At 53.9% G+C, this 15,381-nt stretch carries 10 protein-coding genes; 5 read left to right on the forward strand and 5 right to left on the reverse strand.

Annotated elements, in window-relative coordinates; genetic code table 11:
- Nucleotides 1-173 precede the first annotated feature (173 nt).
- From QLH52_RS21565 to QLH52_RS21575, 3 genes are all read left to right on the forward strand, one after another.
- The gene (locus QLH52_RS21565) at nt 174-1,814 is read left to right on the forward strand and encodes a choice-of-anchor I family protein (protein WP_319962911.1); all 1,641 of its coding nucleotides are present in this window, start codon (nt 174-176) and stop codon (nt 1,812-1,814) included.
- 128 nt (nt 1,815-1,942) lie between these two features.
- Nucleotides 1,943-3,556 (forward strand): alkaline phosphatase family protein, encoded by a 1,614-nt coding sequence (locus QLH52_RS21570; RefSeq protein WP_319962912.1) that lies wholly within the window; start codon nt 1,943-1,945, stop codon nt 3,554-3,556.
- Nucleotides 3,557-3,636: 80 nt separating this feature from the next.
- Nucleotides 3,637-4,380, forward strand: coding sequence for a hypothetical protein (locus QLH52_RS21575; protein WP_319962913.1), 744 nt, complete (start codon nt 3,637-3,639; stop codon nt 4,378-4,380).
- Between the two features lie 91 nt (nt 4,381-4,471).
- Here the strand turns inward: QLH52_RS21575 and QLH52_RS21580 are convergent, their stop codons facing one another.
- Together QLH52_RS21580 and QLH52_RS21585 are read right to left on the reverse strand one after the other, a co-directional pair.
- Nucleotides 4,472-6,247 carry a bifunctional metallophosphatase/5'-nucleotidase gene (locus tag QLH52_RS21580; RefSeq protein WP_319962914.1) on the reverse strand — a complete coding sequence of 592 codons (1,776 nt, stop codon included), beginning with the start codon at nt 6,245-6,247 and terminating at the stop codon, nt 4,472-4,474.
- A gap of 11 nt (nt 6,248-6,258) precedes the next feature.
- Nucleotides 6,259-6,813 carry a hypothetical protein gene (locus QLH52_RS21585; RefSeq protein WP_319962915.1) on the reverse strand — a complete coding sequence of 185 codons (555 nt, stop codon included), beginning with the start codon at nt 6,811-6,813 and terminating at the stop codon, nt 6,259-6,261.
- 851 nt (nt 6,814-7,664) lie between these two features.
- On the opposite strand from QLH52_RS21585, the gene QLH52_RS21590 reads away from it, so the two are divergent.
- The gene (locus QLH52_RS21590; RefSeq protein ID WP_319962916.1) at nt 7,665-9,359 is read left to right on the forward strand and encodes a sensor domain-containing diguanylate cyclase; all 1,695 of its coding nucleotides are present in this window, start codon (nt 7,665-7,667) and stop codon (nt 9,357-9,359) included.
- 262 nt (nt 9,360-9,621) lie between these two features.
- Here the strand turns inward: QLH52_RS21590 and QLH52_RS21595 are convergent, their stop codons facing one another.
- The 3 genes from QLH52_RS21595 to QLH52_RS21605 all read right to left on the reverse strand — a co-directional run bounded on the left by QLH52_RS21595 (nt 9,622) and on the right by QLH52_RS21605 (nt 12,172).
- A complete protein-coding gene (locus tag QLH52_RS21595; protein ID WP_319962917.1) occupies nt 9,622-10,266 on the reverse strand; it encodes an energy transducer TonB in 645 nt (214 codons plus the stop codon).
- Nucleotides 10,267-10,611: 345 nt separating this feature from the next.
- Nucleotides 10,612-11,580: a FecR family protein gene (locus QLH52_RS21600; RefSeq protein ID WP_319962918.1), complete on the reverse strand. Its 969-nt coding sequence runs from the start codon at nt 11,578-11,580 to the stop codon at nt 10,612-10,614.
- A gap of 73 nt (nt 11,581-11,653) precedes the next feature.
- The gene (locus tag QLH52_RS21605) at nt 11,654-12,172 is read right to left on the reverse strand and encodes an RNA polymerase sigma factor (RefSeq protein ID WP_319962919.1); all 519 of its coding nucleotides are present in this window, start codon (nt 12,170-12,172) and stop codon (nt 11,654-11,656) included.
- A gap of 575 nt (nt 12,173-12,747) precedes the next feature.
- Here QLH52_RS21605 and QLH52_RS21610 point away from each other — a divergent pair.
- Nucleotides 12,748-15,132, forward strand: a complete 2,385-nt coding sequence (locus QLH52_RS21610; protein ID WP_319962920.1) for a TonB-dependent siderophore receptor — start codon at nt 12,748-12,750, stop codon at nt 15,130-15,132.
- Nucleotides 15,133-15,381: the final 249 nt, after the last annotated feature.

Raw genomic sequence — 15,381 nt, forward strand, 5'->3', positions numbered from 1 at the left:
AAATATGGAAACAAGTCAATTTTCCGGGCGTTTGCGATGCGGCTGTCGCGTAACGCTACTGTCATAAAGGCTATTTACCATTCGCAAGACTACCGTTCCGACGCTGTCGGTGAGCTGGTACTTACACATCCTTTCTTCAAACACCAAACGAATAGTGCCTCAGGAGCATTTTTATGAAACTCACTTCAATCGCCGCCGCCGTCGCTGCTGTGCTGGCCTCTGCCAATGCCAGCGCTGCGGGGGATTTTCAATGGTCGCATCAATGGACCTTCAATCACACTGCAGCGAATGGTTCCAGTGCCATGGGCTCGGAAATCGTCTCTTTCGATGCGGTTAACAACCGCTTGTGGGTAGCGGGAACCGATGCCAATCAGGCCAATATTGGCCAAGGCGGCATCGACGTGTTGGATATGAACGGCAATTTGCTGCAAAGCATTTCCACGAGCGCGTTCGGCGGAATCAACAGCGTGGCGGTGAAAAACGGCCAAGCGGCCATTGCTTTGACGGCGCCGACGAAAACCGATCCGGGTTTGGTGCGTTTTTACAATGCGGCTGACTACACATTGCAACACAGCGTAACCGTCGGTGCCAACCCTGACGCAGTGACATATACGCCCGACGGCAGCCGCTTGCTGGTGGCGAATGAAGGCGAACCCAGCAGCTATTTGGTGGGGCCAAGCGGCGATCCGGAAGGCTCGGTGAGTATTATCAACACCAACAGCTTTGCCGTCCAAACGGCCGGATTTACTGCTTTCAACGGTGCGGCGGCGGCTTTGAAAGCCAGCGGCGTGCGTCTGACCGGGCCGAACGCCAGCGTCGCGCAAGATCTGGAACCGGAATACATTGCGGTTAGCCAAGACGGCAGCAAAGCTTTTGCGACGCTGCAAGAGGCCAACTCGGTTGCGGTCATCGACATCGCCAGCGCCACAGTCACCGACATTAAAGCCCTGGGTTTGAAGGATCACAATTTAGCCGGCAACGGTCTGGATGTCTCGGATCGCGACGGTGCCGGCACTGCGGCTTTGAAAGGCAATATCCAGAACTGGAATGTGATGGGTATGTACATGCCCGACGGCATCGCCAGTTTTAGCAAAGACGGCAATCAATATTACGTGACCGCCAATGAAGGCGACTCTCGCGAGGATTGGCCGGGCGGTGCGGAAGAAGTGCGGGTGGGCGCAGCGACTATCGATCCCGCCTTGAATGCCACCATGACAGCCTTGCACGGACCGGATTGGGCCACGAACAATGACAAGCTGAATCGACTAACGGTTTCCAGGAGCGGGGATTTGGACAACGACGGTGACCTGGATCAACTGCAAGTCTTCGGCGCCCGCTCGTTCTCGATTCTGGATGCCAATGGTGCCATGGTGTTCGATTCCGGTGACAAACTGGAACAAACCATCAAAGCGCTGATCGCGGCGAATCCCGGTAATGCGGCTTACGAGGCCTTGTGGGACGATGGCCGTAGCGACAACAAAGGTCCTGAGCCGGAAAGTGCCGTAGTGGGTAAAGTGGATGGCCGGGATTTATTGTTCCTGGGTTTGGAGCGTTCTAATGCGGTGATGGTCTGGGATTTGACTGACCTGAACAGTCCGAAATTTTTGGACATGTTGTTTACCGGCGGCGACATCGGTCCCGAGGGTCTGAGTTTCTTCAGCAATGCCCAGGGCAGTTACCTGGCGGTGGCCAACGAGGTAAGTGAAACCACTTCGCTGTACAAAGTATCGGCCGTGCCGGTACCGGGCGCGGTTTGGCTGTTCGGCTCAGCGCTGGCGGGCTTGATGGGGATGCAACGCGGCCGTAAAGACTAATATCCGCACTTGAAGTCAGCTTGGCCGAGCTATATCGGCTAAGCTGGCTTTCCCGTTTTATCCCGTAACGCGCTTGTCATATTCAATCGCTAATGTTGCCGCTCCATAAACCGCTCTCGGGGCAACACATGAAAAAAACACATCCAAAAAAACTGGCGGCAGTCGCTGTCGGCGCTTTCGGTTTTACCTTGTCGGTCGCCGCAGTCGCCCACGACCATGCCGACCGCGATCATCACGATTCTCATAAACCTGCGCAAACCAGCCAAGTACCGACATCCGGCGCTGAATGGTTCAAGGCCGGTGAAGCGGCGGTGTTGGTCAATAAACGCGACGTAGCACAACTGCGCAAAGCCAAAAACGTTATCTTGTTTGTGGGCGACGGCATGGGCGTATCCACCGTTACCGCCGCGCGGATTTTGGAAGGCCAAATGGCCGGACGCGATGGGGAGTTCAACCGTTTGGGCTTTGAAAAATTTAATAATCTGGCGTTTTCGGTTACTGCCAGCGCCAATCAACAAACCTCGGATTCCGCGCCTACCGCTACCGCGATGGTGGCCGGTGTCAAAACCAACGACGGTGCTATTTCCGTCGATCAAAGCATCAGCCGTACCGAACCTAGCGCGGAAGTCACCGCCGCAAAAAGCGTGAAAACCATCCTGGAACGCGCCGAGGAACGCGGCATGTCCACCGGTGTCGTCACCACCGCCCGTTTTACCCACGCCACGCCTGCCGTGAATTACGCCCACATTTCCAACCGCGATTGGGAAGCCGACAGCAACCTGCCTGCTGGCGCCACCGTGAAGGATATTGCTCGCCAGTTGCTGGAATTTCCTTACGGCGACGGCCTGGAAGTGGCTTTGGGCGGCGGTCGTAGCTATTTCATGCCTAATAACGTTGCCGACCCTGAATACCCAACCCAAAAAGGCCGCCGTGCCGATGGCCGCGACCTGACTTTGGAATGGACTTCGCAATACAATAATTCCGACTACGTCTGGAACAAAGCCCAGTTCGACGCGGTAAATCCAGCGTCCACCGATCATTTACTGGGTTTGTTCGAACGTTCGCACATGCGCTATGAAGCCGACCGCGCGCAAGACGCCGCCGGTGAACCGTCTCTGACCGAGATGACCGAAAAAGCCATCAAAATTCTGGAAAAAAACCGCAAAGGTTATTACCTGATGGTGGAAGCCGGCCGGATCGATCACGCTCACCACGCTGGTAATGCTTACCGGGCGCTGACCGATACCGTGGCGCTGTCTGACGCGGTGAAAAAAGCCAAACAACTAACCCGCGATGAAGACACCTTGATACTGGTCACTGCTGATCACAGCCATGTGTTCACCATCGCCGGTTACCCCTCGCGCGGCAATCCTATCCTGGGTAAAACCGCTGTAGACGGCGTTGTTACTAAAGATTCTTTAGGTTTGCCTTACACCACGCTGACCTATGCTAACGGCCCAGGCTGGACCGGTGGCTTGCAACGCAAGGAATTTAATCCTGCCAACGAAGGTACCGTCGCTGCTGCCTACGAGGGTAGTAAACTGCGTCCGGATTTGACAGCGGTCGATACCGCCAATCCGAACTACATGCAGGAAGCCACCGTACCGATGAGCGCGGAAACCCACGCCGGCGAAGACGTGGCTATCTATGCCGACGGCCCTGGCGCTTATCTAGTACGCGGTACGCTGGAACAAAACGTGATTTATCATGTGATGGCGGATGCGCTAGGCATGCGTAAATAGTCCGGAAGCCTTTTCCCGAAAGCGAATCAGGGACGCTAGCCGTCCCTGATTTTTTTTGAATACCGTAATGTGCAGATTTCATGTTCAACACCCATTTCAAATTTTTATCCAAATTTCTGGCTCTCAGCTTGTTGATCGTTTTGGCGGCTTGCAGTCATGCGCCGGCCAAGCATGCCGCTAACATCACCGATTTATCTTCGGCAAACTTGCCCGCCGTTGCCGCCGAGTTTGTTACCACCCGCGCGGGCGAAGCGCACGAACACGAAGAACACCAGGCATTGCCGGCAGAAGTGAGTTGGCGTTTCTGGCGTGATAGCCGGCAGATCACGATAGAACGGCCGCAATTGGGCGTGGGAGAACTGTGGCAACGCGACGGCCAGGAGCTGATTCACCGCAAGCTGTATCACCAAGACCGGAGGGCAATCGAATTTCAGGCCGGCGATTTGCGGATGCTGGACATCACGCCGTCCTGGCAAAAATTGGCGTTGCTGCTGGATAGCCAACTGCTGGAAAAATTGACTGCCGAAGAAATCGAATGGACCGACGGCATCCCGACCCGCGAATATCAAGGCAAAGTCGCGGATACCGAATGGCATGTGGTGATGCGTTTGGACCTTGCGTTACCGGCCTTGATCGAACGGCAACAGGGCGAATTTTCAGAGCGTACCGAACTGCTGCAGGCTTATTCTTTAAACGCCGCGCCCTGGCAACCTACACCCATCGACGGCTACGATGTGATCGATTTTGCGGATTTGGGCGATAAGGAATCCGACCCGTTTGTGATCAAGGTGCAAGCGCAAATGGGGCATGAGCATCATCATTAAGCGCTAGATCCGTCAGGCAAAAAAAAGCCCGCTGTATCGCGTACCAGCGGGCCCGAGTACCACTACAGAGCTTACAACTAATCCCTAAAACTTATGGAGCCGGCAAAATCCGATTTTGCAAGCCGGGAGCTACAGTGCCGTTGACGGTAAAGTAGTTTTCCAATGCATCCAGATCCAACGCGCCGCCCAGGCGGTTAGTGCCTTGTGTGAGCACGTAATATTGATCGCCGCCGTCGGCCATGAAGTTATTCACGGTAACCCGGTAGCTGGCGGCAGGGTCTACCACTACACCGTTGATTTTGATGCTGGCGGGATCGACGTTATCGCAAGCCGTGCCTTTTTCCTTCCACTCGTAACTGAAGCCGTTGGAAACTTGCATGATGCGGTTGAACGCTTGGCCGGTAGCCGGTGCGCCGGCTGGATAGCCGACTGTGCAACCGGTGAATTGTTGCTCCAACAAAGTGTGGATTTGCGCGCCGGTCAAGGTCAATGTCACCAAGGTGTTGCCGAACGGTTGCACGGTAAAGGCTTCCGCATAAGTTACCTTGCCGTCGCCTTCGTTAGCGGCGCTGGATGGGAAGGTCAAATCGGCGCGGATGCCGCCGGGGTTCATGAATGACACCACGGCTTCGCCAAAACCGACGTTTTGCGTAGCCAGCAATTGCGCGTCCGCAATCACGTCGCCCAAGGCCGATTCGCCGGCTGCGGTGGTGGTTCGGGTAATCGCCGCGCTGATGCTGCCGATCACCCGATTAGCGATGGGAGTAGACAGGGCTTTGTAATTATCGACGATGGTTTTAATCGCCGCGTTGGGCGTGATGGCGGTGTTGCTGCGATCAACCACGATGTTTTCGGCGCTGACGCTACTGACTTCACCGTTGGCGGTATTGATGGCCACGTCGATGTCGGTTAATACCCGGCCTTGCGAATTGGCGCTGGTCACCGAAATCAAGCGGCCGGCCTTGTTGGCGATTTGGCAGTTATAGGCTTGATGCGTGTGGCCGGAAATCACCAAATCCACTTCGTCGTCCAATTGGTTGACGATGGTTTTAATCGGCGAACCGTCCAAACCGCCATCGCAGTTGTTGATGGTAGATTTGCTTTGGGTGACCGGTATCGTGCCGCCTTGGTGAATCAACACCACCACCGCTTCCACACCGCGCGCCCGCAATTTCGGAATCAAGGCATTCACGGTTGCTGCTTCGTCTTTGAACTCCAGGCCGGCCACGCCGGTGGGGGTGACGATGGTGGGGGTTTCTTTTAAGGTCATGCCGATAAAGCCGACCCGCACGCCGCCGACCACTTTGATCGCGTATTGCGGAAACAAGGTTTTGCCGGTGGCGGTTTCGACTACGTTGGCGGCCAGAAATTTGAAATCAGCGCCTTCAAAAGGCACCGGCGTGCCGACGGATGCGCCTTGACAGGAATTGGGATCGGTCGGATGGCAGCCGCCGTTTTGCATGCGTTTCAGTTCGTTCTTGCCTTCGTCGAACTCGTGATTGCCGACCGCATTAAATTCCAGACCCAGGCGATTCATGGTTTCGATGGTCGGTTCGTCGTGAAACAACGCGGAAACCAGCGGCGTGGCGCCGATGATGTCGCCTGCCGATACCACCACAGTGCTCGGGTTTTGGTTTTTCAATTCGTTGATATAGCCGGCCATCCAGTCCACGCCGCCGACCGGAATATTGGTGGCTGCCGCGCTGGTGGGTGTTTGCCGGAAGGTACCCGGCGATTCCAGTTGGCCGTGAAAGTCGTTGAACGCGACGATTTTAATCGTGGTGGTGGGGATGGTGGTCAAGGCATTGGCCGCGCCCAGTGTGCCCAAACCCAAGGCAATGCCGATGGCAAGTTTGTTTAATTTCATTGGTTTAACCCTTATTTAGTGGATTTGCGGCGACGAGAGACCAAGCCCAGCAGGCCGGCCCCGGCGGCATATAAACCGGCAGCGGCAGGCAGCGGCACGGCGGTCAGACTGACAGCGCCTACGGTGGCGTTAAGCTCGGTGGAGGTATCATCCAGAGCGGATTGGATCAGCAGGCCGCTGATTTGATAACTACCGGCACCCAGCAAAAATTCGCCGCGGCTGTAGGCTGAGTTGGCGTAAGCCAAATCAAAATCGCTGTATACAGAAGTGGGGTAATTGTTAACGGCAGTCGATGTCTCGCCGAGTACGCTGGTGGCGTTAAAAATCTTGAATCTATCACCAGCGAAGCCGGCGTCCACTACGCGCAAAATCGCCGAGCCGGTTAAGGTGAATTCAAAGCTTAAAGCACTGTTATCCAGGTCTATCCATTCCAAGTCACCGGAATTAGACACCGAATTGTCTACGTCGAACGCATGCCAAGCGCCGTCGGCATTAAGGGTAATCGCCTCGGCTTGCGTGCAGATTGCCGACAGCAAAGCCATGGCAAGAACAGATTGTTTGATCATTTAGAGTGCTCCGATAAAGACAGCGCGGGCGTTTTTGTTATAGGCCGCTGGCTGCTCGTTCATTTGGGGTTGAGAAATTTCCATCGCTATGGGTAAAGCAAGTACAGCCTAAGGAAATTTTGTGATGAACTTGTGATTGCTAAATGAAGATTTCGTGAAATGTAATACACGGGTGTTGCGGGTTTTATTCGGGCGCTGACTCTGGCTTGGGTGGCTGGAAGGCAATCGATGAAATTCGCGGAATGAGGTATTTCGGGATGTCGTTAGTCCGGCCTGGTTTTCGACTGTTTGAGTACAGAGCTTGGCTGTTGAACAAAATTATTCCAATCGTGTCGTTCCGAGCATGAATGTTGGAGAAAACTTCCAGGTTGCTCGGGATCGAAGCTGGGTTATTAGGATTGGTGTCGCTATCGCGACGAGTGTTTTGAAGTCGGTTCTCGGACCGACGACCGAGATACTTTCTTTTGCTCCGCCAAAAGAAAGTATCCAAAGAAAAGGCGGCCCGGATGCCGCTTTGATCCTGCGCTCCTCGGGTTCGAACGGGGTTTTCCGCAGGGGCTTCCCAGCCCCTGCGTAAAACGCGATGCATCCCTGCATCGCCCCTAACGGGCTGATCCGTTCAAACCCTCCGGTGCTCGGCGCGGCATACGGGACAAAACCCCGCCGCGATGTTTGAAATCCAGCTAATATTTGTGCAGTTTTGTAGGGCGCATTAGCGATAGCGTAATGCGCCGAATGCTCTAGGCCACCATGCGGCTCAATGCGGCTGTGGCTATTGAAGTCTACGAATGATGTCTTACGGCCTTACCGTTAGCGATCATCGTGTTGCTCAACTGTACAGGGAGATTAGAATGTACATTCCTCGTACCAAATTTTTGATTCTCAGCATTTCCTTATTTTTGGGTTTAGCCTCGCTGCTGTCAGCATTGGTGTATAGCGCGTATCGATTTACCGAGGATCGCCGGCTGGATGTGATTCGGGCTCGGGAAAGCGGATATTTGGCAGTATCAGAGCAAATCATTAAGCGCGCCATGTTCGAACCGATTGCCGATTTAAATGTCGTGACCCAATTACCTGTGGTTAGACATTACTTAAACAACCCCAATCCGGAAAATCTCGCCGCCATGACGCGCGCTTTTCTGGCGATTTCGAAGGCTTACCGCCGCTATTACAAAATTCGTTTCATAGCCAACGACGGGATTGAAATTGTCAGGGTGTCGCGTCAGCAAAATCTTTCTTACGTTACACCTGAGTCTGAGCTGCAAAATAAAGCGGACCGTTACTTTTTCAAAGCAGCCATGGCGCTTGACGAAAAAGGCCTCTACGTCTCGCCATTGGATCTGAACATGGAAAACGGCAAGCTTGAAGTCCCATACAAACCCATGGTGCGTTTTGCCAGGCATGTCTATGACGATAATGGCAACAGCAAAGGGATCATTATTTACAATTACGACGCGCAAGAAATGCTCGATGAATTGAAGGTTGTCGGTAGCAGTGAGCTAGCGGAGGCTTTGCATGTCGTCATGCTGATGAATGAGGACGGTTATTGGCTCAGCAATGGCCATGCACCGGAAAAAGAATGGGGGTTTGCTCGTGACAAATCAGCCGAGGTTTTTGGTAATCAGTTTCCCAGTGTTTGGCCTCATGTTAGCCAAGAAGAGGGGGGGACAATTTTTAACGAAGAAGGTATGTTCCTGTTCAAAACGGTTCGCCCCCTGGATAGCGCTTCGTTAGGCAATTGGGGTTTGGCGCCGCAATCGGCGGATGACGGCATTGCAATTACAAGCGCCCAGGCTTATCGATGGAAGTTGGTATTGTGGTTGCCGCCGCTGTCTCTCTCAAAAACGTCTTTGTCGGCACAAGCCTTTACTTGGCCGCTGGTGATTCTATTTTATGTGTTGCTGGCACTGACCAGCGCTGGTTTCGCTTATCTGTTACTGCAAAGAAAATTGCGGCGGCAGCTGCAAGCCGAGCACATGTTGGAAATGGAGCGTCAGGCGCATACCGATGTTCTAACCGGTTTGATTAACAGGCGGCGTTTCCTTGAACTTGCGAAGCGGGAAATTGCACGTCATTTACGGAGGCCGGAGCCGCTGTCCTTAATGATGCTGGACATAGACCATTTCAAACGAATCAACGACACATACGGCCACGCCACCGGCGACGAAGTCCTTAAGTTATTCGCGGCTACTTGCTCTAGTGTGTTGAGAGAAATCGATCTGTTTGCGCGCTTGGGCGGCGAGGAGTTTGTCGCACTGCTGCCCAACACTACCGTGAATCAAGCCGAGCTTATCGCAAACCGCATTTGTAAAGCAGTTGCTTTGGCGCCGGTACTATCCGAAAACCAAGAACAGATAAACGTGACAGTCTCGATTGGGATAAGCCGATTGACGGATGAGTTTCCAGGTTTGGATGTTATTTTGCAGGCAGCGGATCAAGCGCTCTACGAAGCGAAACAAACCGGCCGCAACAAAGTGGTATGCGCGAATTGTTCTGTGGGTTTGGGGACTTGCGATAAAAATAAAACGTCCCTTAATCCAATCTGACTTGACAGCTTTTATTTTTGGCGGAGTCAAGCGTAATTGATCAGGCGTTTTTTGATTATTTATCCGATTTTGGGAGTAGTTTTTATCCCATGTTAATAAACAGAGTGAACGAAATTAGTACTTTTTTGTATGGCGCGTGAGCTCTCGAAATGATTAATCAATTTGATTGGAAACACGGCGTTCGGCTCTGGCAAGCACAGTATTATCCGGAAAACCCGCGACCGCCTGCTGTTTCCAGCGTACTGCAATACTGGCGGAAAATCTAAAAAGCCGGCGCTTGGTCTTGCAGCGTAAAAATGATCGGCACCAATACCGCGCTGGCTACATTGATTTCAGCGCGTTTGGCCGGTACGAAGCGCCATTGCTTGACGGCTTCGACCGCGGATTCGTCCAGCGCTTCGTGGCCACAGCTTTGTTCGACGGCAACGCCCACTACCAGGCCATCCTCGCTGACTTCCACGCGCAAAACCACTTTGCCCTGCCAGCCTCGGCTGCGGGCGATACCGGGGTACTCCGGCTTGGGATTGTGTTGGTAAGCGGCATTCAGATACGCCTCGGTAAACGTCGGACTTGGATTGTCGGCGCTTACTTTCTCGGCAATCGCCGGCTGAGTGGCATCGTCGACCGGCCGCGGCTGTTGATCAAAAACTTGTTCCTGCATTGAAAAATCGGACGGCGGCGCCTGCGGCGTCACTTTTTTCAACCTGGGTTTGAGTTGCGGCTTTTTAGGTTTGGGTTGGGCAACGCTGGGCGGCGGTGGTTGGGTTCGCTCAAGGCTTGGCTTGCTGGCCGGAACCGTGATTGTCGACACTTCCATTTTAAGCGGACTGGCTTTTGCCTCCGGCAGGTCGGGGCACAAGAAGCAGCTGACCCCGGCCAAGTGCAGCAACATAACGGTAACTAACATCAAAAATAGCACGGAGATGTTGCGCGAACTTTCTTTGTTGCGGGTTGGTTTTAGCAACACCGCGCGGCCGGCTTCGACGCCGACGGATGCATCAAGAAAAGATGCTGCCGGATTTTGAGCAATAACAAGTCCGATTCGATTCGCTCTAATAAATGGCACGGGTTTTTAGGATTGGCGGTTAAACATGCGGCGGCGTCCCTGAGCTGGCGTGATTCTTCCAAACAACTAAATTCGCCAAGTTAAGACGATTTAAAATTAATTATGACAAAAGCCTTGCCGCCAGGAATGCGGCCAATTGCCGCAGCGGCGGTTCGGTAATACAGTCCGGCCGATTCTGTTTTCGCATCAAGAATGCAAAATCACCAGCCACGGCCCCAATGCGGTCTGACGCAGCGCCAAAGATTTTTGCAAGGCATCCAGCATCGCCAGACCGTCGGTCGGAAATACCCCGCTAACTCGCAATTGCTTGACATCCTCACCATTCAGAATGATTTTGGCTTTGGAATAGCGGTTTAACTCTGCTACCACGTCGGCCAGTGCCTGATCGTGAAAAATCAGTTTGCCGCGTTTCCAGGCATTTAACTGGTTGAGATTGGCTGGTGCCGGCTTATCCAACCCACCGCCATTGGAATACGTCAATCGCTGGCCTTCCTCCACCTGTATCGCGGCGACATCGGCTTGATCGGTCAAGCGCACGGCTACCGCATGCTCGGTAACATTGACTTCGACCTTATCGGCGGCAGGGCGCGCGACATCAAACACCGTCCCCAAGGCCCTAACCGCCGTATCGCCGGCCACCACTTCAAAGGGTCTGTTGGCATCGCTGGTAACCTTGAACTCGGCCTGGCCTCTGAGCAATACCACGCGCCGTTTATCCGCCGACCAGTCTATGTCCAACGCGGTATCGGTATTCAGCAACACGCGGCTGCCGTCGGCCAATTGAATCTGCTTTTGTTCGCCGACGGCGGTTGCATAATCGCTGAGTAACCAATCGTGCAGCCTATCCCGGCCTATCAGCAGGCCCAGCACCAATGACGCGGCCATCGCCAAACCGGCTCGCCGCGGCAAGCGCGGAACGGCATGAATTTGCTTTGGCTGGAAATTGGCGGGCGGTGTGGTTTTAACGGCCTGCGCGACGGAACCCCACAGCGCTTCGGCCTCGGCGTAGGCTTGCCGGTTGGCGTCGTCTTGACCATACCAGGCCTCGAATTGGTGGCGCGCGGCGTCTGTAACCGAACCGGAACGCATCAGCACCAGCCAGTCTATCGCCTGGTCGGCCAAGCTTTCATTGGAGTTGTCGGGGGCGGTGTTCATCAAGGCTGCTGAAACGGGGAAGGAGTGGGCGAACGATAAAACAATGTTGCGGGAAAATAAACCGCAGGCCAATTCAGTGTTGCTCGCGACGGTCACGGCAATGCTTCAAAGTTTTGGCAATGCGTTTGGCGATGGCCCGTTCGGACACGCCCAAACATTCGCCAATTTGCGCGTAAGTCAGGCCTTCGATGGCGCTTAAGTAAAACGCCGCCCGGCACTCTTCCGGCAATTCATTCAGGGCCGTATTGACCGTATCCAGATCCTGCCAGGCCATTAACTGTTTTTCGGCGTCCGGATCATTGCCGGCAACCGCCTCCAGTAGTTCGGCCGGCATCTCCTGGCTTGGCGCATAACGCGCGCGAACCGATTCCTTGCGGATATGATCGACCACCAAATTGCCGGCGATAAAAAACGCCAACGCCCGCCTATCCTGGGTCGGCGTCCGCTGTTCTGAGAACAATAGCCGCACAAAGGTTTCTTGGGCCAAATCCTTGGCGGTATCGGGACAATGTAGGCGGCGCAGAAAAAAACCGATTAAATCGTCCCGATTTTCCCGAAAGAAATGATCCAGTGTGTCCGAAACAGCAGTCATCAGTCGTTTTTGAAAGCGATACAAGTGGGTTATCTATCAAGACGTTTGACGAAGCAAAATCAGCGCCAATGGCCTTTATTCCGTATCAATTTAGGCACGCGGCCGGGCAGCAACGGCCGTGATAGGCGCTATTAATGCGGCTTTAGCGTCTTCAAAAATCCAACATTTGACCGCCGCCGGAATGCGTCAAATGCCTATGTTGGCCTGCATTTGCACCAACTGGGCTGTGTGAAATGCCGCATAAGGCGTGATATGACACACTGCAAGCAGGCCAATATTGCTCTACCCAATGGACTGAAGACGCTCCTCGTTGTTTTTCAAAGCATCAGAGGCATAAAGTGGATCGGCGAGCATTTATTCGGAAAATCTCCCCGGCCCTATTTATTACCGGTATTCCGTTCGTACCCTCAGGGGCATAAAGGCTGAGCTCGTCGAAACTCAGGCTGGCGTGCCCTTCGGCAATACCGGCCATATGTTGAAAAATTTTTAAGGTAGTGTTCATGATTTCTTCCCTGAAACGTTGTGAAAATTGACGCCGGCTATCGGCGCCGCCATTCACGCAATCAGGAGATTTTATGAGGACACCCGCATTCGCGCCCTTAAGTGCGCCATTCGCCGTGACAGCCCTGGCGCTAAGCATTGCTAGCTATACGGCCTACGCCGAGCCCATGCAACAGGAAGCACGGACTTATGCCATCGCTGCCGGCGGTTTGACCGAAACGCTGACGGCTTTCGCCGACCAGGCCAATCTAAAACTGGTATTCAACGCCGAGTTGACCCGCGGTCTTAGCGCGCCGGCCTTACATGAAACAGTCACCGTCGAACAAGGGCTGAACAAATTGCTGAAGGACAGCGGGTTGGGTTATCGCTTGGTGGGTAACGGTACGGCGATTATCGAAGCTAAGCCGGCGGTCAATAACAGCGAGCCGCAGTCGGCGGCTACGATGCCGGCGGTAACGGTGCTGGGTAAGGCGGCGTATGACGCGGACGATCCGTATAACAAGGACTATGCGCTGCGCGATTCCGCGACGGCCACCAAAACCGATACGCCGTTGATGGAAACGCCGGTGAATATACAAATCGTGCCGAAAGCAGTATTGAACGATCAGCAAGCGATCACGATAGAAACCGCGTTAAAAAATGTCAGCGGCGTAACCCTGGGCGCGGGTTCCGGGGGACTGTCCGAAGATCTCTATCTGCGCGGCTTTCGCAGTTCGGCACTATTTCGCAACGGCTTTCGCTACGACTCCGAGTTCAGTTCTTGGGGCAAACGGCAGATGGCCAATGTCGAGCGGGTGGAAGTGGTCAAAGGCCCCGCATCCATTCTTTACGGGCGGATGGAGCCGGGCGGCATGGTCAACGTGGTGACCAAGCAGCCGCTGAATACCCCTTATTACGCCTTACAGCAGCAGTTCGGTTCGTTCGATCTTTACCGCACCACAATGGATGCCACCGGTCCGCTGACGGACGACGATACCTTGTTATACCGGATGAATGCGTCTTACGAAAACAGCGGCTCTTACCGCGAGTTGGTCGATAGCGAGCGCATCTTTCTGGCGCCGGTGCTGAAATGGAATATCAGCGCTCGAACGCAAATCACCTTCGAGATGGAATACAAACACGACAATCTGGTCAACGACACCATGGTTTGGCCTTACGTCGACGGCCGCTTCATCGATATGCCGCGCGGGCGCAATTTAATGGAAAAGACCCCGGAGAATCACGACGACATTTTGTTGGGCTTCAATTGGTCGCACCAATTTAACGACGACTGGAGCATCAGCCACCGTTTCGCCACCGAGCGCCGGGACACACCAAACAGCGTAGCGATGCTTGGAGATGGGCTGACGGGTAGTCAACTCAATCGAATCGTGGTTGCCAACCCGGCCGACATCAATACTTATTATACGACGCTGGACGTAACCGGCCATTTCAATACTTTTGGGTTAAAGCACACATTGTTGGTCGGCGGTGACTATTACAACAACCGTTCGACCGGCCAATATTATTACGGCGATCCCGGGACCGGCATCGACATCTATAATCCTATCCACACCGGCTACAGCTTTCCGACCGGATTTGACCGCTACGACACCGACACCGATTTTTACGGCTTGTACGCCCAGGATCAGATTCAGTTGCCGCACGGGATTCACGTGATGGGCGGTTTACGTTATCAGGTGATCGATCAAGCCGATAAGGTCGCGCAATCCAAACTTTCCGCAGATGCCGTGACGCCGCGCGTCGGGGTACTGTGGCAGGCGCAAGACTGGTTGAGCCTTTACGGCAATTATGTCGAAAACTTTGGCGCCACCAATGGTTTGGGCCAGGGCGGCAAGCCGCTGCCGCCCGAGAGCGCGCAGCAATGGGAATTGGGCGCCAAGAGTGAGTTTTTCGACGGCCGGCTCAGTGCCACGCTGGCTTATTTCGATTTGACCAAACAAAACGTCGCCACCTCCGACCCCAACAATCCCTTGTATTCCATCGCGGTCGGCGAGGTGCGTAGCCGCGGACCGGAGTTGGACATCAAAGGCGAAATCCTGCCGGGCTGGAATATGATCGCCACCTACGCCAATCTGGACACCCGCGTTACCAAAGACAACGACGGCCGAGAAGGTCGGCGGATGTTCGCGATCCCTCGAAACGTCGGCACGTTTTGGAATACTTACGACTTTCAACAAGATGCGTTGAAAGGGTTTAAAGTCGGCGGCGGCATCACTATGCGCGATGGCTCCACCAATGTGCCGAATACCTATAATGTGCCGGGGTTTATTACGGTTGATTTAATGGCTGCCTACAATTTGAAAGTCAGCAAATCCAAAGTCACTTTCCAGCTGAATGTAAACAATCTGTTGGACAAAAATTATCTGCAAGACGTGATTCCGGGCCTGGGGCCGAACTCGCGGGTTAATATCGGTACGCCAAGAACGCTGCTGGGATCGGTAAAGGTGGAGTTTTAAGCCAGGAGGCCGCATATCTTTGGGCTCGTTCCTGTGTGTTACAGCTCGTCCAATTAGCGTAGCGTAATCGGACGCATGCAATCCTGAAACTTGTGCCCAAATACGTGCGATTACGCTTCGCTAATCGCACCTTGTATTATCCACCCGTGTTTTTCAGGAGATAATAAAATCTCGAAAAACATGCCTGAGGGGCACCTCAGGTTTGGGTCACTGGATGCCGTATCGGACCTTGGACTATTGAAGCCCGAG

It is taken from the genome of Methylomonas defluvii (assembly GCF_033949435.1).
Taxonomy (GTDB): Bacteria; Pseudomonadota; Gammaproteobacteria; order Methylococcales; family Methylomonadaceae; genus Methylomonas; species Methylomonas defluvii.